Raw genomic sequence first — 23,705 nt, 5'->3', positions numbered from 1 at the left:
ACTTTTTTATCATAATCGAACTCAGGTTACTAGAAACTAATAGCAGCCTCTAACATAAATCCGTTAAATTTACCCGCTTCAAGAGCGCCACCAAAGCCTTTGTAATCTTGGTTCACGTATTCAGCTTTCATTAAAATGTTTTTGGTCATAAACCATCCTGCACCAATTTGAGTTCTATTAATGGTTATATCTTGTGCTTTATCATCATACTCTGAATCCACGATATTATAACGACCACCTACATAAAAATTATCCGTTTTACCAAATCGGTATAATAACTCACCTGCATATTGATTTGTTACTCCTTCTATATCAGCTCCAGCATCAACATTTGTAGCGCCACTAGCTCGTTCTATAGTTCCGAAAAACTCAAATCCTTTATAACGTATAAATGGGTTAATCATCACAGCAGTTACACTATTTTTAAAGCTAGGTGAAAAACGACCAGATCTAAAGTTATCAGAGGTTGCTCCTTCTTCCTGCATCACGTGGTAATATCTAGAACCAGCTCTATCGGCATTATATAAATATAAATTTGGTGTATAACCAGTATTATACAATGATCCTGTTAACCTTACTCTTAAATCGTCATTCAATTGCTTATCATAACCTAATTTTGCTAAAAAAGAAGCACCTCCAGTAGTACCGTTATCACCAGCGACTACAGACTGATTCAATTTACCATTAGAAAAACCAACCATTCCTAAAAATCCGTTTCTTCTATAATAAAGCTCTGCCCCTACTTCGGTGGTAAATGAATCCATGATTAGGTTACCTACAAATGGGTTAAATATTGTTTGCGCATTATCACTTCTTCTAAAATGTGCATCACCATAGTTGTTCTCCATATGACCAATTTTAATAGTCGTGTATTGCATCAAATCAGACAAAAAGCCTTCACTAATAAAATCCAATTTATCAATTTGAAAATACCCACCTTTCACATATGGCTCTGGGTGGTGACGTGATGATAGATATGTTCTTAAGTGCATTCTAACACCATCGGCAAGTGCCACATCTAAATCTAAGTTTGCCGTTGGTAAGTTAAAATTAGATCCTAATTCTACTAAAGGGACTGCACCAGAGTTTTCATGATCTAATGCTTGAAATTGTAAAGAAAAAGAGCCTCCTACCCTAACTTTTACACCATCGAATGTGGTTTCAGTATCCTTTGGGGATTCAAAAACATTAATTCCAGATTTATCAGGTGCTCTGAAATTGTCGATATGTCGCTTGTCTTGAGCATATATGCTTAAGCCTGCTAAAACGAATACTCCTAAAACTAAATTTTTAATTATCGATTTCATAGTTATACTAATTTATAGTTGTTGTTACTTATTTAAATGTTGTTTTAAATTTTATGGTTAAATCATCTCCCGTAGTTATGGCTCCCAACATAGCTGTAGGTGGATCTACATTAAATTGAGTCATTTTAATTTTCTTCTCGCCATCTAAAGTAGCCATTGCGCCCTTTACTGTAAGTTTAAAATCAAGAGCTATACTTTTTTTAGTTCCGGCAATGGTTAAATCACCAACGGTTTTCAAATCGTAAACACCATTGCCCTTTGCGTTTACACTTTCTACTTTAGTTAATTGAAAAGTAATTTGCTTGTGTTTTTTAGTATTTAGAGCCTTGTAGGTATTCTTATCCATACCACTCTTACCACTTTTTAAGCTTTCGGCTTCAATAGCTATAGACAAAGCCTCTATTTCTCCGGTTTCGAGGTTGCTAAAAACTATTTTTCCTGTTTGACTTTCGGCATCTTCCTGCCAATCGTGAATGCTAGATGTTCCGTAAATCGTTAATGACGATTCACTGTTTACTAACTTTAATTCTTGTGCTTGTATTAAATTAACAGACAGAAATAAAAGTGCTATGCAGCTTAAATACCCCTTAGTTTTGTTGTTTATCTTCTTCATTTCATTTGTTTTTGTTTAATGCAAATATCGAGAGGTTCTACATATGAAAACATGACGTAAATCATATTCTATTCTGAAATATTTAACATATTAATTGTTAAGCAGATATGAAAAACTCCTACACAAAAAACCCTTTAAATTGTTGAATTCTCTGTAGTTTTCTCCTTTTTAGAAAAAAATGCATTTGTTAAAACAAGATCTCATTATTAAAAATAATTGTTAAAACACAAAAAAACCTTCCTGACTCCACTTGCTCTTGAGTTTTAAACACATTCTGCCCAATAGAATTGATTCTTCACTTAGAAAAACAAACGGCTATAATTGCTTAATTTCCAGTCTTTTTTATATAGTTTAAAAAATTTACACTGTAATAAATTGCTTATATTTAATAACAATAATTTTCTACTATGGGCAAAACATACAACGTGCATGTTAATGACAATCAGGAGTTCGTTATCGAACCACAGGAGGTTTCAAGTCTTAACCTCATTAAAACGTCTCATAATAATTACCACGTACTTCAAGAAAACAAATCCTTTAAGGCTGAAGTATTGCAAGGCGATTTAAACACCAAGCAGTATTTAGTAAAAATTAACGGAAGCGCGTACCAAGTCAAAATATTAGATGATTTAGATCTTCTTATAAAAAATATGGGATTTAGCAATGCTGTTTCCCATCATACCAATACCGTAGTGGCTCCTATGCCTGGTTTAATTTTAGACATTTTTGTTGAAGTCGGCCAACAGGTTGAAGAAAACAGTTCTCTACTCATTCTTGAGGCCATGAAAATGGAAAATAATATCCTCTCTCCAAGGAGCGGCACTATAAAATCTATAGAAGTTAAAAAAGGGGAAGCCGTAGAAAAGAGCCATCTTTTAATCGAGTTTGAATAAGCTTACTATCATTTTAAAACCACTTCTTAAAAGCACCAACTAAAAACACTTTTATGAAAAAAATATTAGTTGCTAATCGCGGTGAAATTGCCCTTAGAGTCATGCGAACGGCTAAAAAAATGGGCATTAAAACGGTTGCTATCTTTTCTGAAATTGATAGAAATGCACCCCATGTTAAATTTGCTGATGAGGCGATTTGCATCGGACAAGCGCCGTCCAATCAATCGTATTTAAAAGCTGATAAAATTATTGAAGTTGCCAAATTACTGAACGTCGATGCCATTCATCCTGGTTACGGTTTTTTAAGTGAAAATGTACTGTTTGCTGAACTGTGTGAAGCTAACCAGATTATTTTTATTGGTCCGAAATCCAAAGCCATAAAAATTATGGGCAGCAAATTGGCAGCTAAAGAAGCTGTTAAAGCATATAATATTCCTATGGTTCCAGGAATTGATGAAGCCATTACCGATGTTTCTAAAGCCAAATTGGTGGCCGCAGAAATTGGTTATCCCATCCTCATTAAAGCTTCGGCAGGTGGTGGCGGAAAAGGCATGCGTATTGTTGAAACCGAAAACGACTTAGAGTCGCAAATGAAACGTGCCATTAGCGAAGCCACTTCGGCTTTTGGTGACGGATCGGTATTTATTGAAAAGTATGTACGGTCACCAAGGCATATTGAAATTCAGATTATAGCCGATACACACGGAAAAACCTTGCATCTTTTCGAACCGGAATGTAGCATCCAACGCCGACATCAAAAGGTGATTGAAGAAGCACCGTCATCGGTTTTAAGTGAATCTTTGCGTACTGAAATGGGAAAAGCAGCCATAAAAGTTGCACAATCATGTGATTATATTGGTGCTGGTACGGTTGAGTTTCTATTAGACGAACAACACAATTTTTATTTCTTAGAAATGAATACCAGATTACAAGTGGAACACCCGGTTACGGAATTCATCACAGGATTAGATTTAGTCGAACTTCAAATTCAAATTGCACGTGGTGAAGTGCTACACATTAATCAAGCTGATTTAAAAATTAAAGGCCACGCCTTGGAGCTTCGCGTTTATGCCGAAGACCCTTTAAATGATTTTTTACCTAGCGTAGGGCTTTTAAAAACTTATAAAATTCCTAGCGGACAAGGCATTCGTGTTGATAATGGTTATGAAGAAGGTATGGAAGTTCCTATTTTTTACGACCCCATGCTTTCCAAACTCATCACTTACGGTAAAACCCGAGAAGAAGCCATTCAACTTATGAGAAAGGCTATTGATGATTACAAAATAGCAGGCATTAAAACGACGCTGCCTTTTGGCAAATTCGTTTGCGAGCATGAAGCTTTTAAATCGGGGCACTTCGATACGCACTTTATTAAAACCTATTACACTTCTGAAGCTGTAAAAGACTACGCCATAGAAGAAGCCAAAATGGCGGCACTTATTGCTGTTAAGCAGTTTTTTGAAGATCGAAACACCATTAATCTTCCTCATTCTAATTCATAAATATATACTCCATGAGTTCTAAAATAGAAAAACTAAAACACCTATATAACCTTGCTCGATTAGGAGGCGGCCAGGAGCGTATTAACAAACAGCATGAGAATAATAAACTTACTGCTAGAGAGCGTATACAATATTTATTAGACGAAGCCTCTTTCGAAGAAGTAGGCGCCTTAGTAACCCACAGAACCACCGATTTTAATATGGCGTATAAGGTGTTTTACGGCGATGGTGTGATTACGGGTTATGGAACCATTAACGGCCGTTTGGTATATGTTTACGCCCAAGATTTTACGGTTTTTGGCGGTTCATTATCAGAAACTCATGCCGAAAAAATATGCAAACTCCTAGATATGGCCATTAAAGTTGGAGCGCCCGTTATCGGGTTAAACGATTCAGGAGGCGCCAGAATTCAAGAAGGTGTGCGCTCGTTAGGAGGTTACGCCGATATATTTTACCGTAATGTACAAGCTTCCGGTGTTATACCACAAATATCTGCAATAATGGGCCCTTGCGCTGGTGGTGCTGTTTATTCACCTGCCATAACCGATTTTACCATTATGGTAGAAAATTCAAGTTATATGTTTGTTACTGGTCCGAGTGTGGTTAAAACAGTAACCAATGAAGATGTTTCTAGCGAAGAACTTGGTGGCGCCCATACGCATGCCTCGAAGTCTGGCGTGGCGCATAAAAAGTCTCTAAACGATGTGCAATGCCTAGACGATATAAAAAAACTTTTGAGCTACCTCCCTCAAAACAACAAGGAAACGGCTAAAAAAATAGATTACGCTTTAAATGATGAGGTACGTGAGGTTTTATCGGACTGCGTTCCAGAAAACCCCAACAAGCCTTACGACATGAATACCGTTATTGAGGGGATTATTGACACCGATTCCTTTTATGAAATCCATAAAGAATACGCCGAAAGTATTATTGTTGGTTTTGCTCGCTTAGGCGGAAGAAGCATTGGTATTGTAGCCAATCAGCCCATGTCTTTCGCAGGGGTACTTGGCGTGCGAAGTTCCAGAAAAGCGGCCCGTTTCATTCGTTTTTGCGATTGTTTTAATATCCCATTGCTGGTTTTGGTTGATGTACCAGGCTTTCTTCCTGGCACCTATCAAGAATGGAATGGTATTATCACGCATGGTGCTAAATTACTTTACGCATTTAGTGAAGCGACAGTGCCTAGGATAACTGTCATTACCAGAAAAGCCTATGGAGGTGCTTACGATGTAATGAACTCCAAACATATTGGTGCCGATTTAAACTTTGCTTGGCCAGGTGCCGAAATTGCGGTTATGGGAGCTAAAGGTGCGAGTGAAATTATCTTCAAAAAAGAAATATCTAAAGCCGCTAATCCTGAAGAAAAACTCATGGAGAAAGAACAGGAATACGCCGAAAAATTCGCAAATCCTTATGAAGCAGCCAAACGCGGATTTATTGATGAAGTCATTCTACCTAAAGACACTAGAAGAAAACTCCTTAAAGGTTTTGCCATGCTTGAAAACAAGATTGTTGAAGGCCCAAAACGCAAACATGGGAATATTCCTTTGTGATGTTTTATGGTTTTCTCTAGGAATTTAGGCTGAATTAAAAATCCATCAATTTATGAATTTGGACTGAGCCAAAACCCATATTAATTAAAGCCATTACTATGTGTTCCTTTTTTATCCCTACGTAGAATTATCCAAATTAGAAGCGCAGAAATAAGCGTCAGTAGTGTGAAAAATTTCTCGAAATTGGTTTCTGCTAAAAGATTTCCAACCGTATTCAATCCGAATAATATTAAAAATATCCATAAAATAATGTTGACTATTTTCATTGATAAAAATGCTTTTATGTATTTTCCCTTTATAAAAAGGATGACACATAAAAATAGATTTATTAATATCGAGATCGTTTCAAAAACATACATCTCAGAGTCATTTTTCAACCTCCCTCCCCAAGTTAATTCATAAGGAACTATTTTTAGAATAATGCTTAAATGAAAAAGTATGACTGCTAAAAGTATCCATAACATTATTTTAATAGCAGTTTTCGGATTCATTTTTAGCTTTCTCAGTAGTTTTATTAATAGTATTTAAAATTATGGTAACCAGTTTTTGGTTTTAAATTTAGACAAGATCAATAAATCAAAGCCTATGAATTTCCTTTAACCCTTTTTGTATGTTACTACTTCAGAGTTAAACATAAAACTGTCTTGCCAACGCTCAAAACGTTTATCAAAATGCTCGGCGAAAACCAAATATTGACATCTCCCAATACTTTCTGGGGTTCTAGTAACCTCAGCAAAATTATTATTTCTAAATAAGAAATCGGCATCCTCAACAATACACATTTGAAGTTTGTTTAGGTTGATGCCATTGAGGTAAAATATTCTGTTTAAACGCTTCGGAGTCGCAATAACCACATCTACCCCATCATAAATATCATCACGTTGTTGATCAATGTTTTTTTGATCATAAGCGCTATAAACACGTAAATCGGTACCCCGTAAAAATGCATTAAACTCCAATTCTAAGTCTAAGGCTGCCTGTTTATCTTTTACAAAAATTAAAACTCTAGGCGCATCTTCAAACGCTTTGCCTTTAAGTTTCTGAATCACACTAAGCACGATGCTCGTTGTTTTCCCAGAATCTTTTGGAGCAATACAAAACAGATTAGCGCCACCTTTAATTTTTGATAATATTAATTTTTGAACCCCAATAGGCTCATTAAAACCTTTACTTTTTAATGAATCTTTTAACGGCTCAATTAACTTTTTAAATGACATGCTTTATGGCTTTACGAACAACAAATATAAGGCAACAAGCAACAAAAACGGCTAAAAAATAATAAGGCACCCTAAATAGGGTGCCCTAAAACGCTAATAATCCTCTTTTTCAATAGGTGATTTTATACTAAAACTCTAAATCGGCTACAATATCAAATTCATCGTAAATGGCTTTTTCTTTTAAGTTATCAAAGAAATTAGATGATGCATATTGTATATCAAACTTTGTTCTATCAATTTTTAATGAGGCAGTGGCTTTACTTCCATAGATCGACATTGTAAATGTTACCGCATGTGTTTTACCTTTAATGGTTAAATCGCCTGTCACATCGTAAGCATTTTTACCGGAAGCTTTTACTTTAGTAAACACTAAAGACGATGTTGGATATTTTTCAACACCAAAGAAGTCATCGGATTTTAAATGGGCTTCTAATTTTGGTTTACTATCTTTTCCTTCTAAATCGGTACTCACTAAGCTTGTCATATCAATAACAAACTCACCTCCGGTTAATTTATCGTTATCGAATTCTAAAACACCAGATTTAAGTTGTACGGTACCTTCGTGAGACCCAAGCACTTTATAGCCTTTCCAAACGACTTTACTGCTTTCAATTTTAACTTGTTTTTTTTCTCCTTTATAGTTTGTAAATGCTGAAGTTACTACAACAGCTAATACTAAAATTGCTAAACTTTTAATGGTCTTTTTCATAAGTAATTTATTTTTAATGTTTAACCTGTTATGATCCGTAATACATGCGTTCTTTTACTATTTTTCCGTTCTTCCACTCCTGAACTACGACTTTATTATAATTAATGAGTCCTAAGTCTTTATGTGTCAAATCAAATGCCCATTCCACCATGGTAATTTTTTCACCAATGGTAACGTGTAAGGGTTTCGCCGAACGAAATGTTGTTATGCCCTGAAAAAATGCAGCTACCCTTTTTCTGTTTTGTTTTTTACCCAGGTATTCCATTCTATTATTTTCTTGCATAACCACATCATCATCATAATACAAATCAAACGCTTCAAGACCTTGGCCTTGAATTATAAGATCATTAAGGTTGCTAACCTGTTCAATTAATTTATTCATAATACATGATGAATTATTACGGTACAAAGGTCTGAAACGTCCCCGTGATATAAAATGAAGTAGTTTATTAAATAAAGTTAATCTAGATTAACATTTACTGCTCGAGAATAAGCTGGCTTTTAATTTTGCTTAAGAATTCCTTAGTAATACCTAGGTATGAAGCGATCATGTACTGAGGGATTCGTTGCTCAATTTTAGGATACTGATTTCTAAAATAAAGAAACCTGTCTTTTGCAGAAAGACTAAAACTTCTAATGATTCTTTTCTGTGAAGCTACTAAAGCCTTTTCGATGATACGTCTAAAAAAACGCTCTAGCTTTGGAATTTCAGCATATAGATTTTCTATCTCATCGTAAGAAAACATTATGAGCTCGGTATTTTCAATACATTGTATGCTAAAATCGGCTGGCGTTTGTGTTATAAAACTCCCGATATCGGAAGTCCACCAATCTTCAATGGAGAACATAACGATGTGTTCTTGACCTTCATCATCCACATAATATGTTTTTGTACAGCCAGAAATGACAAAACATTCGTATTTACAAACATCACCTTGCTGAACCACAAATTGCCCTTTTAAGTACTTTCGATAACTAACTTTCGATTCTAAAATCGCTTCTTCCTCCTTGGTTAGTGTAACATGCTGCCCGATGTAGTTTAAAAGTGGCTGTATATTCATAGGTGTGATTATGCTTTACTTGATATCAAATTTAACAATAATATCATTGTCTTAATATATCGTTAAGTTATTAAAAAAGGATTTTAATTGAATTACTTTTGCAAGATGCTAAAAAACCAACATTTTAAAATTGAATTTGTAGCCTTAATGGCTTCACTTATGTCAATTGTTGCCCTTTCCATTGATGCATTATTACCGGCTTTACCTGAAATCGGAGCTCATTTAGGGGTTATCGATGCCTCCGACAATCAGTTGTTAATTACCATGATTTTTCTGGGTATTGGTTGCGGACAGCTTATTTTCGGCCCCTTATCGGATAGTTTTGGCAGGAAACCCATTGTTTTTATAGGTTTTTCTGTTTTTATTATGGCTAGTATTATTTGTGTAACAACAACAAGTTTTGAGGTGATGATTGTGGGACGCATCCTTCAAGGTATAGGGTTAGCATCCCCTAGAAGTTTATCACTTTCTATGATTCGCGACTCCTATGAAGGGGATTATATGGCAAAAATCGTATCAATTGTGGTGATGTTTTTTATTCTTGTACCTGTAGTGGCTCCTACCCTTGGGCACCTCCTCATGGCTTATTTTAGTTGGAAATCCATTTTCTATTTCAACCTCATTTTTGGAATGATTATCATGTTCTGGTTTTGGCAAAGACAACCTGAAACTCTTCCTAAAGAAGGACGAATTAAATTCTCGGCGAATCTATTTTACGACGGCACTCGAAAATTCTTTAAGGAGCGTGAAGCAGTTGCTTTTACCCTAGTTTCGGGATTTATTACGGGATCATTTATGGTGTACCTCAGTACAGCACAGCAGATCTTCCAGGTACAATACCAGATGGCTGAAATGTTTCCATACATTTTTGCAAGTTTAGCCATCTCTATTGGTTTAGCTACTTTTATGAATAGCCGATTGGTTGAGAAATATGGTATGTGGCGTATTGCCTATACTGCTACCGTAGGTTATGCCATCGTTTCGGTGCTTTACGTGATTTTATTTTGGTCTGGCAACAATCCTAGTATATACATTTTACTCATGTTTTTTGCAGCTCAATTTTTTGCTGTTGGTTTTCTCTTCGGAAATCTAAGAGCTTTAGCCATGCAACCTCTAGGTCATATTGCGGGCATTGGCGCAGCAATAAACGGCTTTGCTTCAACCATTATGGCGGTTCCTATAGCTAATTATATTGGAGGCTACATCAAACACTCGGTACTCCCCATTTTTATAGGATTTTCGGTATTTGGCGTTTTATCTTTATTGGTTTTCACTTTATTGAAACGCAAAAGGAAGTTACTTACTACAAAGGCCTAAATTAAAGATATTTCTGTTGTAAGACTTGCAGGTGATGTATTTCATGGCCCACAATTACAAAGGCCGCGGCTCGGGCAGACATGGGGTTACCGCTAACCATACCCATATGTTTAAATTCGGTTTCCGACATTTCATTTAGTAGAACCATAGTGTTTCGACGCACGGCTTCATAAGCTTCTATAAGATCTTTTAATGATTTTTCGTTAGCGTTTGAAGTGGCCACAAAATCATCTTGCTCATAACCAGGAAGATTGGTTTTGTCTTGGCGAGAAATTCTAAAACAACGGTAACTAAAAACGCGCTCGTTATCAATAATATGCTGAAGCACTTCTTTAATAGTCCATTTTCCAGGCGCATAACGCCAGCTTAATTTAGCTTCTGGAATGCTTTTAAAATCATGTAAAACAGTTGTTCTCCCTTTTTCAAGAGCCTCTAACAAATCTAAATCTGTAGGGACTTTATCAATATAGGTTTTATAAAACTCAGGATATTCTGAAGGGCTTAAACTAGCTACTTTCATCTTAATTAAAATTAGGTTGAACTATATTTTAGCTTGATAGGTGTATAAATCGTAATACCTTCCTCCAACGGCAATTAATTCGTCGTGGGTTCCACGTTCTACGATATTTCCGGCTTCAATTACTAAAATTTGATCGGCTTTTCTAATGGTACTTAATCGATGCGCTATAACGATGGTGGTTCGATCTTTCACCAATTCATTTAAACTCTTCTGAATTAAGGCTTCACTTTCGGTATCTAAATTTGAAGTGGCTTCGTCTAAAATAATAAGTTTAGGATCGGCAAGAATGGCACGAGCGATAGCCAATCTTTGACGTTGCCCTCCAGAAAGTTTCACGCCTCGTTCTCCTATTAAAGTTTCTAAGCCTTTGTCAAATCTATCGGTAAATTCATCTACATAAGCAGCTTTAACAGCATTCTGAAGTTCCGCTTCGGTAGCATTTGGCCTAGGGAAAAGGATGTTATCTCTAATCGTCCCTTCAAACAAAAACTCATCCTGTAAAACCACACCCAAATTTTTTCTAAAACTGTTTAATTTTACTTTAGATAAATCTTGTTGATCGACTAAAACGGTACCTGATTTCGGATTCAAAAAAGTAGCCGACAATCCCGCAATGGTCGATTTTCCCGAACCTGAACTTCCTACTAAAGCCGTAACGGTTCCGGAAGGTGCCTTGAAATTTATTTTGTGTAATACGTCTTTGTCTTCTTCGTAAGCAAAAGACACATCTTTAAATTCAATATCACCTTTAAAATTTTGAAGTTCTATGGTACGCTGTTCGTTGTCTTCTTCAGCAGTCATATTCATCAACTCTTCGGTTCTGTCTAATCCCGCTAAAGCTTCCGTCAATTGACTCCCAATATTACTCATTTGCACTATAGGCGCAATCATAAATCCGAGTACCAAAGTGAAAAACAAAAAATCACCCGTTGTCATGGCATTTTGCATCATATAATAACCACCAATCCCCATAATTCCTGTGGTGGCCACACCAATTAAAAAAGTCGATGAGCTGGTCATGATAGAGGTTGCTGTTAAACTTTTTTTCACGTTTTGAAACAAGCGCTCCACCCCTTGTTCAAAAACAAGATTTTCTTGTTCTTCAGCATTAAACGCTTTTATAACCCTTACCCCGGCTAAAGTTTCGGTAAGTCTGCCTTTAACTTCTTGATTAATTTTCCCTCGGGTTCTAAACACTGGACGAATGTATTTAAAGGCACGCAAGGCGATATATCCGAAAATGGAAATCGGCACGAACACAAAAAGTGTCATCCAGGCATTCAACTTTATTAAAATTATTAAAGAAACAATGGCTGTGAACGTCCCTCCTACTAATTGTACCAAACCTGTGCCTATTAAGTTTCTTACCCCTTCCACATCACTCATGATTCGAGACACTAAACCGCCAGTTTTATTGTTATCAAAAAAACTAATGGGTAAAGACAGTACTTTTTTCTGTACTTGGGCACGTAATTCACTGATTAAAAATTGCGCCTGAACGCTTAATATTTGCGTTAATGCGTATGATGTTAAGGCTTGTACTAAAATAGCCGATAGCACAATGATTATTAAGCTGTAAAGCTGCGACGGATCATTACTTGGCACAACGTCATCTAGAAGTACTTTACTTTGCCACGGTAAAATAAGTCCGGCTAAACTTCTTATTACTATTAACAGTAACCCTAAAAAAACCAAATTTCGCCTTGGCCAAATAATGGTTTTAAACGCTTGTGTCATGGTCACTTTAGACTTTCTTTTATCTTTTTTTGTAGTCGTGGAACTGAGGTGCTTCATAGAATTCTTTTGAACGCGAAGTGAGTTATGTAAATCAAACTTTATCTATAGCAAAAATAGACCTAAATTCTTTTCTAACGCTGCCTTATCTCTTTTTTTGAATAAGCGCGATAACTCGATACGCTAACGGTATAAAATTTATATAATTTGTAGGACGAAAAATAGCTTAATTCATTACTTTTAGTGTCTGAAAATTAACAATTAAATTTATACAAAAATCATGAAAATTATAGGCATTGGTAAAAACTACGTAAATGATAAAAGTGAAGTTGCAGCGCTTAAAACTGGGGCACAAACCATCTTTTTAAAAGCTGAAAGCACTTTAGTTGAAAACAACGCAGACATTGTTTTTCCATCCATAACAGAGCAATTAATTTACGAAGTAGAATTAGTCGCTAAAATCGGGAAGCAAGGTAAAGATATTTCTGAAGCTGATGCAGCCTCTTACATTAGCGAAATAGGTATTGGTATCGATTATACTGCTAAAGATGTACTTGCAGCAAGTCGTGAAAATAAAGGTCCGTGGGCATTAGCAAAAGGTTTTGACGGTGCGTCGCCAGTGGCTGGTTTTAAATCGATTTCTAATTTCCCAGATTTGAATGATATCAACTTTAACCTATTAATAAATGGTGAAGAAAAGCAAGTTGGTAATACAAGTGATATGATTTACAACTTCGAGGAAATTATTGCTTATGTGTCTAAATTTATGACTTTAGAACCTGGTGATTTAATTTTCACAGGAACGCCTGCAACTGGTGCTGGTCAAAACGTAAAAGGCGATCATTTACAAGCTTCTGTTGAAGGTGAATTGTTATTAGATTTTAAACTTATTTAATCTGGTAAGCTTACCTCATGAAAAATTCTATTGCAGAACGTGTTCTTGATTTCTTAATTAAGTATCCGCCTTTTAATTTACTAAGTACCAATGATTTGTTTGAAATATCTAAAGAGGTTTCAATCATTTACATGGAAAAGGGTGATACACTGTTTGAAAGAGGCGATGCTGCAAAATCAGATTTTTACATGGTAAGAAATGGTGGTGTAAAATTGTTACACACCATGGGCGACAATACCCAAGAAATTATTAACATTAGTGATGCTGGCGATGTTTTTGGAATACGCCCACTGATAGCGAAAGAAAACTATAAACTCACGGCTACCGCCAATGAAGAATCTATAGTTTACGCCATTCCTATTAGTGTTTTTACGGCCGTTACCAAAGACAACGCTAGCATTAATAAGTTCCTTATTACGGCGTTTGCAACCAATGCATATGACCCTTACACGGCAGAGGAAGCTGGTAAAATATTTGTGGACTATTTACCCAATAGTTCGCAAGATATCGTCAATTTTCAAACCGCCAACTACACCAAAAACCCCATCACATGTGCTGTAGATTCAACCCTAAAAGATGCCGCTATAAAAATGCGGGATCATAAAATTGGTTGTATAATCGTGGTCAACAATGTAAATAATCCTGTAGGTATAATTACCAATAGCGACATCAAAAATAAAATTGCTACGGGCCTTTTTCCTATTGACACCCCCGTAAATAATATTATGACCTCGCCTGTTATAACTTGTAAAAAGGGCTTAACGGTTGCCGACGGACAACTTCAAATGATCAAGCATCACATTGGCCATTTGTGTGTTACTAAAGACGGTACAGTAAACTCGAAACTGGTTGGTGTTTTAACACATCATGATGTCCTTGTTACATTAGGTAATAGTCCGACTGTTATTTTAAAAGAAATTACTCGTGCCAACAGAACTAAAAAGTTGCGATCGGCACGATTAAAAGCCAATAGTTTACTAAAAAGCTATTTAGAGCAAAATATACCTGTAGGGCACATTGTGAAAGTTATAGCCCAAATTAATGATGCCGTAACGGTTAGGGCTATTGAAATCGCCTTAAAAAAAATGCCTAAGAATCCGCCTGTGAAATTTTGCTGGATTGGATTAGGTAGCCAAGGTAGAAAAGAACAGATGCTTTTTACAGATCAGGATAACGCCATTATTTTTGAAGATGTTCCCGAGGATCAATATGAGGAGACCCAAACTTATTTTCTAGAATTGGCAAAACTGGTAACTAAATCTTTAAACAAAATTGGTTTTGAGTATTGTGAAGCCCATATGATGGCCAGTAATCCAAAATGGTGTATTTCACTAGCACAATGGAAACAACAATTTGACGATTGGATTTCAAAACCTGATGAAAAAGCTATTTTGCTCTCATCTATCTTTTTTGATTTTAGCCCCATTTATGGTGAAGAATCTTTATCGGAAGCGCTTTCAGATTCTATTTATAAGACTTTAGAGAAAAGCAGTTTGTTTTTTAAATTTTTAGCACGAGATGCCATTAAAAATCCGTCGCCACTAGGTTTCTTTAAACAATTTGCTGTAGAAAAAAGCAGAGAACAAAAAGACCTATTCAACATAAAAAACCGTTGTATTATGCCTTTGGTAGATGCGGCACGTTTGCTCACCTTAAAAAACAACACCCGAGGAATCAATAATACCTCCGAACGTTTTGAGCAATTAGCGATTTCAGACCCTAATAACAAAGAATTATACCATTCATGTTCTTACGCTTTCAAAGCCCTTTCTAAATTTAAAACCAAACAAGGCATTCTTCATAATGACTCTGGAAAGTTTATTGATATAGAAAGCTTAACCAAAGAGGAACAACTTAAGTTAAGACGCTGCTTAAAACCCGTTCACGAAATCCAGGAAGTGCTTAAAATACGATTCGATTTAAAAAACTTTATTTAGATGGCTTTTTTCAAATGGTTTTCGGAGAAAAAAAAAGACTATCCTGACTTTTGGTTAGACTATCTCGATGAATTTAAAGACAAGGTGAATGCGGATATTAGCAACACCAGATTCATTGCTTTTGACACTGAAACTACGGGATTTGATTATACAGAAGACCGCGTCTTATCTATTGGAGCCGTATCTTTTATAAATAAAAAAATTGATGTTAATCAATCTCTAGAACTGTATATCAAACAAGATGTTTTTAAGGCTGAATCTGTAAAAATTCATGGTATTTTAAAAAATAGTAAGGTTGATAAACTCACAGAACTAGAAGCTATAAAAGCCTTTTTAGCCTATATCAAATCGGATATACTTATTGCGCATCATGCTGATTTTGATCGTAATATGATTAATAAAATACTTGAAAGACACGGTTTAGGTCAATTGAAAAATAAATTTATCGATACGGGAGCCCTTTATAATAAATCGGTCCATGTCATTTATCGAGACGAGCAAAAACCGTACAGCTTAGATGAATTGGCCAAAGAGCTCAATGTCCCTTTAGTAGACAGGCACACCGCCACTGGCGATGCGCTTATTACTGCCTTGGTATTTTTAAAAACATTGGCTCGTTTAGACAAACGCAAGCATCTAAACTGGGGCTATTTAATGCCTAAATAACGCCTGTATTACAAGGCGTTATCTATAATTTCTTGAACCACTTCTGGATTTAATAAAGTACTGGTATCTCCTAAGTTACTAATATCTTTACAAGCTATTTTTCGTAAAATACGACGCATAATTTTTCCAGATCGCGTTTTAGGTAATCCTACCGTAAACTGAATTTTATCCAGTTTGGCAATCGGCCCAATATGCTCGGTAATCATTTGGTTAATTTCATTACGTACATTGTTTTGATCTCTACTCTCGCCAGTATCTTTTAAAATAATATAACCGTACAGCGCATTCCCTTTGATATCATGAGGAAAACCAACAACTGCAGATTCTGAAACTGCTGGATGCTCATTTATAGCATCTTCAATAGGTGCGGTTCCTAAATTATGCCCTGAAACGATAATAACATCATCAACACGACCTGTAATTCTATAGTAGCCTACTTCGTCTCGTAATGCGCCATCACCTGTAAAATATTTATTTTCATAAGCAGAAAAATAAGTCTCCTTATAACGTTCGTGGTTATTCCAAATGGTTCGTGCCATACTTGGCCAAGGGAATTTTATACACAAACGCCCTTCTACTTGATTACCTTTTAATTCTTTACCCGATTCATCCATTAAAGCGGGCTGTATGCCTATAAATGGCAATGTCGCGTAGGTTGGTTTTGTTGGTGTTACAAACGGAATTGGAGAAATCATAATTCCTCCTGTTTCAGTTTGCCACCAGGTATCTACAATCGGACTGTGTTTTTTACCAACGTTATCGTTATACCAGTGCCATGCCTCTTCATTGATAGGCTCTCCTACCGACCCCAATACTTTTAAAGAAGATAGGTCGTATTTCTCAACCAAGTCTACACCTTCCTTGGCCAAAGCGCGAATGGCTGTTGGCGCGGTATAAAACTGTGTTACTTGGTGTTTATCTACAATTTCCCAAAAACGACCAAAATCTGGGTAACTTGGTACGCCTTCAAACATCACTGTAGTTGCCCCATTAGCTAAAGGACCGTACACAATATAACTGTGTCCCGTAATCCAGCCAATATCTGCCGTACACCAATAGATGTCGTTTTCTCTATATTGAAATACATTTTTAAAAGTATAAGCTGTATACACCATATACCCGCCTGTGGTATGTACCATCCCTTTAGGTTTACCGGTTGATCCGGACGTGTATAATATGAACAAAGGATCTTCAGAATTCATTATTTCAGCTGGACAATCCTCTGAAGCGCTGTCTAAAAGCGGTTGCAACCACTCATCGCGCCCCTCCTTCATAGGTATTTCCGATTGAATGCGTTTGGCGACTAAAACAGAATTCACACCAGGGCAATCTTCTAATGCATCATCAACAATACCTTTTAAATCGATGGTTTTAGCGCCACGGTAAGATCCATCACTTGTAATTACCATTATACAATCGCTATCGTTGATTCTTGTAGATAAGGCCGTAGATGAAAATCCTGCAAAAACCACAGAATGAATGGCGCCTATTCTCGCACAAGCCAGAACGGAAATGGCTAATTCAGGAATCATAGGTAAATAAATACACACCCGATCGCCTTTTTTTACGCCTTTAGATTTTAAAACATTCGCAAATTGATTGACTCTTTTATAAAGTTGACTGTATGAAATATGTTCGGCAGGCTCATCGGGGTCATTAGGTTCAAACAAAATGGCTGTTTTATCCCCGCGAGTTGATAAGTGTCGGTCAATACAGTTTTCTGTAATATTAAGCTGAGCCCCTTCAAACCATTTAATTTCAGGTTTGCTAAAATCCCAACTTAATACATTATCCCATTTTTTACGCCACATAAAATGTTCTTCGGCAACCTCTTCCCAAAAATTTTCTGGCTCTCTAATGGATTTTCGATAGACTTGATAATATTCTTCTAGGTGTTTTATGTGATAATTACTCATAAATTAGTTTGTTTTTTAGTTTAGTAGCTTAAAATTAAGAACTTTTAAGCGTTTTCTAAATTATAAATTTATTGTGGTTTCTCTAAGCTTTTTCTACGGATTACGTGTATCTGTAGATGAACATCAGCAAATAAGCGACCTATTTACCTCCTTAAATCACAACAGGAATGTCTTAAAATAAAATAGGATGTAATTAAATGATAATTTTAATTACATCCTGTTTTTACAAAATGGTTTAGAATAGTTTAGTTGGTTCTTAAACCTTTAATTTAATAGCGATAAAGCCGTACTTACGAATTAATAAATTCTTTATTTAGCACCTTTTAATTTATGGCTATAATAAATTAAACCTCAAGAGTTGCTAAAATAATAATTACATTGTTAAAACCTAATAAATAATACAATTTTAACACACTTACTTTTTCAACTGACTTTCAACAGTGCTTTTCGTCCGATACAATGTAATTTTTAAAGTATCTTTGTGCGCAACCAAATCAAAAAACATTGCAGACCAACCGTCTTTATTTTATTGATGCTGTAAGAGCATTTGCTATTTTAATGATGCTTCAAGGGCACTTTATAGACACGTTACTTGACCCTGTTTACAAAGACCCGAACAATACTGTTTTCAGTATATGGAACTATTTTAGAGGTGTCACAGCTCCTATGTTTTTTACCATTTCTGGATTGGTTTTTAATTATTTATTGCTTCGAGCCTATGCTAAAGGGGACGATAAACCCCGCATAAAAAAAGGTCTATTTCGCGGACTCCTACTCATCCTTATCGGATACAGTTTACGAGTAAATCTGCTTAGTTGGTTTTCTGGCTATTTTAACCCTTATTGTTTAGTTATTGATGTCCTTCAGTGCATTGGTTTATCGCTCATATTATTAGTTGGTTTCTATGTATTATTAAAAAAACACAGTTATTTATTTTCTGTAGTCTTGTTTACTGTAGGTTGCCTCTGTTTTATAACAGAACCAATTTACAGAGATCTGACCTTAGAAAACATACCGCGATTTTTCGCCAACTATATTTCAAAAAGTAACGGTTCGATTTTCACTATTTTACCGTGGTTTGGATATTCGGCATTTGGGGCTTTTTTATCAACAATATTTTTTAGGCATGCACACCGGGAGCGCTTTCAATTGCTCACCATTATTTCATTTTTTATGACGGGTGCATTTTTAATATACGGCTCATCCCCTTTTCTACTGGCTTTAAACGAGCTTACTGGTATTGAGCTTTTCGAGCGCAGTGCGAACTATAATTATTTGTTTAGACGACTGGGTGATGTACTCATCATTTTCAGTATTTTTTACAGCTTAGAACGTTTTTTAAAACGATCATACATTTCTAAAATTGGGGAAAAAACGTTATCCATTTACGTCATTCATTTTATTCTACTTTACGGAAGCTTTACAGGCTATGGTATTAAACGATTTTTAAACAAATCTTTAACCCCAACTGAAGCTGTTTTTGGAGCACTCTTATTTATGGTGGTCGTTTGTTTTATTGCTTTTCACTATGCCAAAACCAATGCATTTCTCTATAAATTAAATAGGAAAGTGATGGATAAAATCAAACCAAACGAATAATTATTCATAGAATACCTCAAATTATAAAAGTTGTCATTAAAAATGACATTTTTTTTTACTGAACTAACAAAAGTCAGTTTTATTTTCATGTTGTGCCCTTAATTTTGAGCTTGTAACCAAGTTAATCAACGTATTATGAATTCTAAATTATTCACAGTCATACTATTATTTATAGGATTGGCAACCTTTCCTTATCACCAATATGCTAATCAACATGAATCGCATTCGGCAAAAAACCATAACAGTAAAAAACATTGGAGTTACTCTGGTGAGACCGCTCCAGAAAATTGGTCGGAGATCGAAAAGCAATCCGATTGCAACGGTATGCAGCAGTCTCCTATAAACATCATTCATATAAATTCTGATTCGACTCATGTTAAAAATGAATTGCAGTTTGAATATGCTCCTACCACACTAATTGACGATGTTGAAAATAACGGCCATACCATTCAGTTTGATTTTGAAACGGGCGATTATATCAACTACAAAAACGAGCGTTATTGCTTAAAACAAATTCATTTCCATGAGCCCTCTGAGCATAAAATCGATGGCGTTACATATCCGATTGAAATTCATTTTATACACACCAATGATGAGGGAAAAATGACTGTTTTAGCTTTATTAGGTAAAGAAGGTAAGGAGAGTGAATTGTTCGAGTTTTTTGAAAGTTTTCTCCCTTTAGAAGCGGGCGCAAAAAAAGAAATTCATCAAGAAGTTGATTTATCCAGTCTAGAGCTTGAAAACAGACATTACTACTCGTACGGAGGTTCGTTAACCACACCACCTTGTTCGGAAAGTGTGAACTGGATTGTTTTTAAAGAACCTGTTATTTTATCGGTAGATGAAGTTTTAAAGCTTAAAAACAACATGCCTTTAAACAATTATAGAAATGAGCAACCTCTTAATCAAAGAATTGTACATTACCATATTTGATATTCAACTTGTTTAAATGTGTAACTGTTGAAGTGTTTATTCGCTACATTAGTACGTGACATCATTCAAACAGCTTCACATAAAAAAACCTGTCGACGTCTTTTAAAACAAAGGCAATTCGACAGGTTTTTTAGATTTATTATTTTAAAAACATAGATTGATCATTCAACTAAGATCGGTGCCTAATGGCTTTATTTTTTCTTTAAATAATCAAGAACATTAGCTTCAATACGCTCCTGGATACCGCTTACATCGGCTTTCACAAAGGTTTCTCCTGTGATGTTTTCATAAAGCTCTATGTATCGATCGCTAACGGTTTGAATGTATTCATCGCTCATAACCGGCACTGTTTGTCCTTCTAAACCTTGAAATCCGTTAGAAATTAACCACTGACGTACAAATTCTTTACTTAATTGCTTTTGAGCTTCGCCCTTATCTTGACGCTCTTGGTAGCCTTCAGCATAAAAATAACGTGAAGAATCAGGTGTATGAATCTCATCGATTAAAACGATCTTTCCGTCTTTAGTTTTTCCAAATTCATATTTTGTATCCACTAAAATCAAACCTCTGGACGCAGCGATTTCAGAACCACGTTGAAATAATTTACGGGTATAATCTTCAAGAATTACATAATCCTCCTCAGAAACAATACCACGTTTTAAGATGTCTTCACGAGAAATATCCTCATCATGATCACCCATTTCTGCTTTCGTTGCAGGGGTAATGATTGGTTCTGGAAAAGCATCATTTTCTTTCATACCTTCAGGCATTGGCACACCGCAAAGCATACGTTTTCCAGCTTTGTATTCACGCGCTGCATGTCCCGACATATAACCACGAATAACCATTTCAACTTTAAAAGGGTCGCATAAGTGCCCTACAGCCACATTAGGGTCTGGCGTTGCCGTTAACCAGTTAGGCACCAAATCTTCGGTAGCCGCCATCATTTTTGTAGCTATTTGGTTTAGGATCTGTCCTTTATAAGGGATCCCTTTAGGCATCACAACATCAAAAGCAGATAGTCTATCGGTTGCAATCATAACCAATTCGTCATCATTAATGTTATAAACGGCTCTTACCTTTCCTTTGTAAAGGCTTTTCTGTCCTGGAAAATTGAAATTAGTATCAATTATTGTGTTACTCATTTTTAATGGATTTATTGTCTTGTGCTAGATACTTATTAATTACATTTTCAATCAACCTTATTTTTCAAACGCTTCATTTTTAAAACGAAAGAAAGCTCAAGAGCTCAATGAAAATTTTACGCAAAATAAAGTAAAATATCTTAATTCTATAGATTGAATTTACACTATTACAATTTAGCTAAAGTAAGCAACCAACAAAAGCCATCTATTCTAACTCAAAAATATATTCTTTATAGACATCATTGGGATGATTTTCTGAATATTTCTTAACATATAATGGATAAAATAAGTCCAGTAAATACCGATTCGTAAATGCAGGATTGTAATTTAAATCTATTTCCTCAGTGACATACATTTCCACTAAGCCTTTTGCAGCGCCTTTAACTCTAATTTTAACTCTATAGCACTCGAATCCACAAATTGTTTTTATGTCATTTTTATAGTACTCAAGGATCTCAAATTCTTCCTCGGTATGTCTATTAAAATTCCATTTATTTTCCACCACTTCAAAAGAATAAGGCTCAAAATTAGAGGCTAGTAACGTTTCTTTATCAACTTTTAGAATGTGATTTATTTCTCTACCAACATCACATTTAACCGTATATTGTGTGTAGAATTCGGGCTTAACAAAGAAGTGAATATTAGATTCCCTTTTGTAAACTTGAACTAAAGGAGGCTTTGGAATTTCGAAATCTGAACTATCTAACTTCGCTGATGAAATAGACCAAATACTATCAATCCTTGAGTTTATCAAATCAGCATAATCTTGTGTCACTTCATCGGTTACTTTGATAATAAAATTTCCAAAGTTTTTTTCATTAGCTTCTTTGGGTTGACAAATTCCGTTTTGATAAAAAGTCAAAAAAAATAATAAGGTAAATGCTATTTTCATTTTAGAGTATAAAAACCACATCGCTTTGGTGAATGATTTGTGGTTTAATTAAGCCCCTAAATTAGCAAATATATGCCTAATACAATATTTATGATGATTTAAATATTAGGGCCTATTTACAAAGAATTCGTGGATGAATTCACTAGAATTTTTAAACTAAACCAACGCTCCATTAGCACCTATCACCTGACCTGAAATCCATTTAGAATCATCATTAGCTAAAAACAATACTATTTTGGCAATATCAATCGGTTCGGCTAACCTTCCAAAGGCGTTCATTGCACTCAATTTATCTATAGTTTCTTGAGATTTTCCATCCAAAAATAATTCGGTAGCAGTGGCACCAGGCGCAATGGCATTAACAGAAATCCCTCTACCAATTTCCTTCGAAAACACTCTAGTTATTTGTTCCACAGCCGATTTCGTTGCCGAATACAAGGCGTAGTTTGGAAACATTAATTTAGCTGTACTAGACGAAAAATTAATTATAATTCCATTATCTGCTAACTTGCTTTCTGCTTCCTGAAGTGTATTAAAAATGCCCCTTACGTTAACGTCAAAAAGTTTAGTAAATTCGTCTTGCGTATTGTCCTTTAATAATTTAGTAACTAGTATTCCAGCATTGTTTACCAATACGTCTACTTTCCCTAAAACTTCAATCGTTTTGTCAAAAAGATGGGTCACTTCATGTCTTTGGCTAACATCTGCTTTTATAGCCAAAGCGGTTCCGCCATTTTCTGTAATAGACTCTACGGTTTCGTTGGCTTCAGTTTCGCTATTCGAGTAGTTTACAACAACTTTTGCTCCGTTTTCATCTAATAAAACGGCAACTTCTTTGCCAATACCTCTTGAAGCACCAGTTACTATAATAACTTTATTTTGTAGTTTCATACGGTTCGATTTTTTTTGGTTTCATTCGTAAAATAAAGCAATAAAAACAAAAATCCAATATAGGTAGCTTGTAACCCTACAAGGTCCCATTTTTGGGCAAAAGAGCTTCCAATCACCAAAATATTCAAAAGCATAAATGTGCCGATGATTGTTTCTCGCGTGAATTTGTTAATCAAAAGGAAGATGCCAATAATTATTTCAGCAAACGGAATCATGTATGCTAAAGGGGTTACTAAAAATTCAGGTAATAGGGTGTCTTGAAATGTGCTTTGCATTCCCGTAACAAACTTCTCCAAATTTGGCATTCTAACTAATCCGTGGAAGAAAAAGTTTATTCCGAAGGAAATACGAAATAGATGAACAGCTAGCACTTTATTGTTTAAGTTAGGTAACATCATTTTATTT

Annotated in this window: 23 protein-coding genes; 9 read left to right on the top strand and 14 right to left on the bottom strand. The window is 35.4% G+C overall.

Annotated features, from left to right (window positions below; all coding sequences use genetic code 11):
- Positions 1 to 29: 29 nt before the first annotated feature.
- The gene (locus A6I66_RS08500; protein ID WP_067147759.1) at positions 30 to 1,307 is read right to left on the bottom strand and encodes a hypothetical protein; all 1,278 of its coding nucleotides are present in this window, start codon (positions 1,305 to 1,307) and stop codon (positions 30 to 32) included.
- A 28-nt stretch (positions 1,308 to 1,335) separates the two neighbouring features.
- Positions 1,336 to 1,920, bottom strand: a complete 585-nt coding sequence (locus tag A6I66_RS08495) for a YceI family protein (protein ID WP_067147755.1) — start codon at positions 1,918 to 1,920, stop codon at positions 1,336 to 1,338.
- Positions 1,921 to 2,327: 407 nt separating this feature from the next.
- Here A6I66_RS08495 and A6I66_RS08490 point away from each other — a divergent pair, with 407 nt between their 5' ends.
- From A6I66_RS08490 to A6I66_RS08480, 3 genes are read left to right on the top strand one after another with little or no spacing between them, the layout of a single operon-like run.
- Positions 2,328 to 2,813: an acetyl-CoA carboxylase biotin carboxyl carrier protein subunit gene (locus A6I66_RS08490; RefSeq protein WP_067147752.1), complete on the top strand. Its 486-nt coding sequence runs from the start codon at positions 2,328 to 2,330 to the stop codon at positions 2,811 to 2,813.
- 53 nt (positions 2,814 to 2,866) lie between these two features.
- On the top strand, positions 2,867 to 4,315 hold the full coding sequence (locus tag A6I66_RS08485) for an acetyl-CoA carboxylase biotin carboxylase subunit (protein WP_067147749.1): 1,449 nt from the start codon (positions 2,867 to 2,869) through the stop codon (positions 4,313 to 4,315).
- An 11-nt stretch (positions 4,316 to 4,326) separates the two neighbouring features.
- Positions 4,327 to 5,868: an acyl-CoA carboxylase subunit beta gene (locus A6I66_RS08480; RefSeq protein WP_067147747.1), complete on the top strand. Its 1,542-nt coding sequence runs from the start codon at positions 4,327 to 4,329 to the stop codon at positions 5,866 to 5,868.
- An 80-nt stretch (positions 5,869 to 5,948) separates the two neighbouring features.
- Here A6I66_RS08480 and A6I66_RS16910 read toward each other — a convergent pair whose 3' ends face one another.
- The 5 genes from A6I66_RS16910 to A6I66_RS08455 all read right to left on the bottom strand — a co-directional run bounded on the left by A6I66_RS16910 (position 5,949) and on the right by A6I66_RS08455 (position 8,855).
- Positions 5,949 to 6,134, bottom strand: coding sequence for a hypothetical protein (locus A6I66_RS16910; RefSeq protein ID WP_245683446.1), 186 nt, complete (start codon positions 6,132 to 6,134; stop codon positions 5,949 to 5,951).
- Between the two features lie 330 nt (positions 6,135 to 6,464).
- Positions 6,465 to 7,085 (bottom strand): DEAD/DEAH box helicase, encoded by a 621-nt coding sequence (locus A6I66_RS08470; RefSeq protein ID WP_067147741.1) that lies wholly within the window; start codon positions 7,083 to 7,085, stop codon positions 6,465 to 6,467.
- A 127-nt stretch (positions 7,086 to 7,212) separates the two neighbouring features.
- Positions 7,213 to 7,794 (bottom strand): YceI family protein, encoded by a 582-nt coding sequence (locus tag A6I66_RS08465; RefSeq protein ID WP_067147738.1) that lies wholly within the window; start codon positions 7,792 to 7,794, stop codon positions 7,213 to 7,215.
- Positions 7,795 to 7,822: 28 nt separating this feature from the next.
- Positions 7,823 to 8,176 (bottom strand): SnoaL-like domain-containing protein, encoded by a 354-nt coding sequence (locus A6I66_RS08460; protein ID WP_067147736.1) that lies wholly within the window; start codon positions 8,174 to 8,176, stop codon positions 7,823 to 7,825.
- Between the two features lie 94 nt (positions 8,177 to 8,270).
- Positions 8,271 to 8,855, bottom strand: a complete 585-nt coding sequence (locus A6I66_RS08455; protein ID WP_067147733.1) for a Crp/Fnr family transcriptional regulator — start codon at positions 8,853 to 8,855, stop codon at positions 8,271 to 8,273.
- 105 nt (positions 8,856 to 8,960) lie between these two features.
- Between A6I66_RS08455 and A6I66_RS08450 the strand changes: the two genes are divergently transcribed.
- A complete protein-coding gene (locus tag A6I66_RS08450; protein ID WP_067147730.1) occupies positions 8,961 to 10,172 on the top strand; it encodes a multidrug effflux MFS transporter in 1,212 nt (403 codons plus the stop codon).
- 1 nt (position 10,173) lies between these two features.
- Here A6I66_RS08450 and A6I66_RS08445 read toward each other — a convergent pair whose 3' ends face one another.
- Together A6I66_RS08445 and A6I66_RS08440 are read right to left on the bottom strand one after the other, a co-directional pair.
- Positions 10,174 to 10,692, bottom strand: coding sequence for a DinB family protein (locus A6I66_RS08445; protein ID WP_067147727.1), 519 nt, complete (start codon positions 10,690 to 10,692; stop codon positions 10,174 to 10,176).
- Positions 10,693 to 10,713: 21 nt separating this feature from the next.
- On the bottom strand, positions 10,714 to 12,486 hold the full coding sequence (locus A6I66_RS08440) for an ABC transporter ATP-binding protein (protein WP_067147723.1): 1,773 nt from the start codon (positions 12,484 to 12,486) through the stop codon (positions 10,714 to 10,716).
- 220 nt (positions 12,487 to 12,706) lie between these two features.
- On the opposite strand from A6I66_RS08440, the gene A6I66_RS08435 reads away from it, so the two are divergent.
- From A6I66_RS08435 to A6I66_RS08425, 3 genes are read left to right on the top strand one after another with little or no spacing between them, the layout of a single operon-like run.
- Positions 12,707 to 13,321, top strand: a complete 615-nt coding sequence (locus A6I66_RS08435) for a fumarylacetoacetate hydrolase family protein (protein ID WP_067147720.1) — start codon at positions 12,707 to 12,709, stop codon at positions 13,319 to 13,321.
- A gap of 17 nt (positions 13,322 to 13,338) precedes the next feature.
- The gene (locus A6I66_RS08430; RefSeq protein ID WP_067147717.1) at positions 13,339 to 15,258 is read left to right on the top strand and encodes a DUF294 nucleotidyltransferase-like domain-containing protein; all 1,920 of its coding nucleotides are present in this window, start codon (positions 13,339 to 13,341) and stop codon (positions 15,256 to 15,258) included.
- Positions 15,259 to 15,924: a 3'-5' exonuclease gene (locus A6I66_RS08425; RefSeq protein ID WP_067147715.1), complete on the top strand. Its 666-nt coding sequence runs from the start codon at positions 15,259 to 15,261 to the stop codon at positions 15,922 to 15,924.
- Positions 15,925 to 15,932: 8 nt separating this feature from the next.
- On the opposite strand, the gene acs is transcribed toward A6I66_RS08425, so the two are convergent.
- Positions 15,933 to 17,840: an acetate--CoA ligase gene (gene acs / locus A6I66_RS08420; protein ID WP_067147712.1), complete on the bottom strand. Its 1,908-nt coding sequence runs from the start codon at positions 17,838 to 17,840 to the stop codon at positions 15,933 to 15,935.
- Between the two features lie 504 nt (positions 17,841 to 18,344).
- Between acs and A6I66_RS08415 the strand changes: the two genes are divergently transcribed.
- Both A6I66_RS08415 and A6I66_RS08410 read left to right on the top strand, forming a co-directional pair.
- The gene (locus A6I66_RS08415) at positions 18,345 to 19,439 is read left to right on the top strand and encodes a heparan-alpha-glucosaminide N-acetyltransferase domain-containing protein (RefSeq protein ID WP_084399573.1); all 1,095 of its coding nucleotides are present in this window, start codon (positions 18,345 to 18,347) and stop codon (positions 19,437 to 19,439) included.
- A gap of 135 nt (positions 19,440 to 19,574) precedes the next feature.
- A complete protein-coding gene (locus tag A6I66_RS08410; RefSeq protein WP_067147709.1) occupies positions 19,575 to 20,372 on the top strand; it encodes a carbonic anhydrase in 798 nt (265 codons plus the stop codon).
- Positions 20,373 to 20,563: 191 nt separating this feature from the next.
- On the opposite strand, the gene A6I66_RS08405 is transcribed toward A6I66_RS08410, so the two are convergent.
- The 4 genes from A6I66_RS08405 to A6I66_RS08390 form a co-directional block, all read right to left on the bottom strand.
- Positions 20,564 to 21,517: a phosphoribosylaminoimidazolesuccinocarboxamide synthase gene (locus A6I66_RS08405; RefSeq protein ID WP_067147706.1), complete on the bottom strand. Its 954-nt coding sequence runs from the start codon at positions 21,515 to 21,517 to the stop codon at positions 20,564 to 20,566.
- A gap of 205 nt (positions 21,518 to 21,722) precedes the next feature.
- Positions 21,723 to 22,409, bottom strand: a complete 687-nt coding sequence (locus A6I66_RS08400; protein WP_067147703.1) for a hypothetical protein — start codon at positions 22,407 to 22,409, stop codon at positions 21,723 to 21,725.
- A 156-nt stretch (positions 22,410 to 22,565) separates the two neighbouring features.
- Positions 22,566 to 23,300: an SDR family oxidoreductase gene (locus A6I66_RS08395; RefSeq protein ID WP_067147700.1), complete on the bottom strand. Its 735-nt coding sequence runs from the start codon at positions 23,298 to 23,300 to the stop codon at positions 22,566 to 22,568.
- Complete coding sequence (locus A6I66_RS08390) at positions 23,297 to 23,698, bottom strand: MauE/DoxX family redox-associated membrane protein (protein ID WP_084399571.1); 402 nt, start codon at positions 23,696 to 23,698, stop codon at positions 23,297 to 23,299. The genes A6I66_RS08395 and A6I66_RS08390 overlap by 4 nt, the downstream gene beginning before the upstream one ends.
- Between the last annotated feature and the right edge of the window lie 7 nt (positions 23,699 to 23,705).

The sequence above is a fragment of the Pseudotamlana agarivorans genome (assembly GCF_001642835.1).
In the GTDB taxonomy this organism is placed as follows: domain Bacteria; phylum Bacteroidota; class Bacteroidia; order Flavobacteriales; family Flavobacteriaceae; genus Pseudotamlana; species Pseudotamlana agarivorans.
The sequence above is the reverse complement of the archived record's forward strand: the minus strand, read 5'-3'. Positions and strand labels throughout refer to the sequence as shown.

What these genes read in the sequence shown, in the direction of transcription:
- A6I66_RS08500 (WP_067147759.1), bottom strand. Translation starts at nt 1,307, where the DNA reads ATGAAATCGATAATTAAAAATTTAGTTTTAGGAGTATTCGTTTTAGCA.
- A6I66_RS08495 (WP_067147755.1), bottom strand. Translation starts at nt 1,920, where the DNA reads ATGAAGAAGATAAACAACAAAACTAAGGGGTATTTAAGCTGCATAGCA.
- A6I66_RS08490 (WP_067147752.1), top strand. Translation starts at nt 2,328, where the DNA reads ATGGGCAAAACATACAACGTGCATGTTAATGACAATCAGGAGTTCGTT.
- A6I66_RS08485 (WP_067147749.1), top strand. Translation starts at nt 2,867, where the DNA reads ATGAAAAAAATATTAGTTGCTAATCGCGGTGAAATTGCCCTTAGAGTC.
- A6I66_RS08480 (WP_067147747.1), top strand. Translation starts at nt 4,327, where the DNA reads ATGAGTTCTAAAATAGAAAAACTAAAACACCTATATAACCTTGCTCGA.
- A6I66_RS16910 (WP_245683446.1), bottom strand. Translation starts at nt 6,134, where the DNA reads ATGAAAATAGTCAACATTATTTTATGGATATTTTTAATATTATTCGGA.
- A6I66_RS08470 (WP_067147741.1), bottom strand. Translation starts at nt 7,085, where the DNA reads ATGTCATTTAAAAAGTTAATTGAGCCGTTAAAAGATTCATTAAAAAGT.
- A6I66_RS08465 (WP_067147738.1), bottom strand. Translation starts at nt 7,794, where the DNA reads ATGAAAAAGACCATTAAAAGTTTAGCAATTTTAGTATTAGCTGTTGTA.
- A6I66_RS08460 (WP_067147736.1), bottom strand. Translation starts at nt 8,176, where the DNA reads ATGAATAAATTAATTGAACAGGTTAGCAACCTTAATGATCTTATAATT.
- A6I66_RS08455 (WP_067147733.1), bottom strand. Translation starts at nt 8,855, where the DNA reads ATGAATATACAGCCACTTTTAAACTACATCGGGCAGCATGTTACACTA.
- A6I66_RS08450 (WP_067147730.1), top strand. Translation starts at nt 8,961, where the DNA reads ATGCTAAAAAACCAACATTTTAAAATTGAATTTGTAGCCTTAATGGCT.
- A6I66_RS08445 (WP_067147727.1), bottom strand. Translation starts at nt 10,692, where the DNA reads ATGAAAGTAGCTAGTTTAAGCCCTTCAGAATATCCTGAGTTTTATAAA.
- A6I66_RS08440 (WP_067147723.1), bottom strand. Translation starts at nt 12,486, where the DNA reads ATGAAGCACCTCAGTTCCACGACTACAAAAAAAGATAAAAGAAAGTCT.
- A6I66_RS08435 (WP_067147720.1), top strand. Translation starts at nt 12,707, where the DNA reads ATGAAAATTATAGGCATTGGTAAAAACTACGTAAATGATAAAAGTGAA.
- A6I66_RS08430 (WP_067147717.1), top strand. Translation starts at nt 13,339, where the DNA reads ATGAAAAATTCTATTGCAGAACGTGTTCTTGATTTCTTAATTAAGTAT.
- A6I66_RS08425 (WP_067147715.1), top strand. Translation starts at nt 15,259, where the DNA reads ATGGCTTTTTTCAAATGGTTTTCGGAGAAAAAAAAAGACTATCCTGAC.
- acs (WP_067147712.1), bottom strand. Translation starts at nt 17,840, where the DNA reads ATGAGTAATTATCACATAAAACACCTAGAAGAATATTATCAAGTCTAT.
- A6I66_RS08410 (WP_067147709.1), top strand. Translation starts at nt 19,575, where the DNA reads ATGAATTCTAAATTATTCACAGTCATACTATTATTTATAGGATTGGCA.
- A6I66_RS08405 (WP_067147706.1), bottom strand. Translation starts at nt 21,517, where the DNA reads ATGAGTAACACAATAATTGATACTAATTTCAATTTTCCAGGACAGAAA.
- A6I66_RS08400 (WP_067147703.1), bottom strand. Translation starts at nt 22,409, where the DNA reads ATGAAAATAGCATTTACCTTATTATTTTTTTTGACTTTTTATCAAAAC.
- A6I66_RS08395 (WP_067147700.1), bottom strand. Translation starts at nt 23,300, where the DNA reads ATGAAACTACAAAATAAAGTTATTATAGTAACTGGTGCTTCAAGAGGT.
- A6I66_RS08390 (WP_084399571.1), bottom strand. Translation starts at nt 23,698, where the DNA reads ATGATGTTACCTAACTTAAACAATAAAGTGCTAGCTGTTCATCTATTT.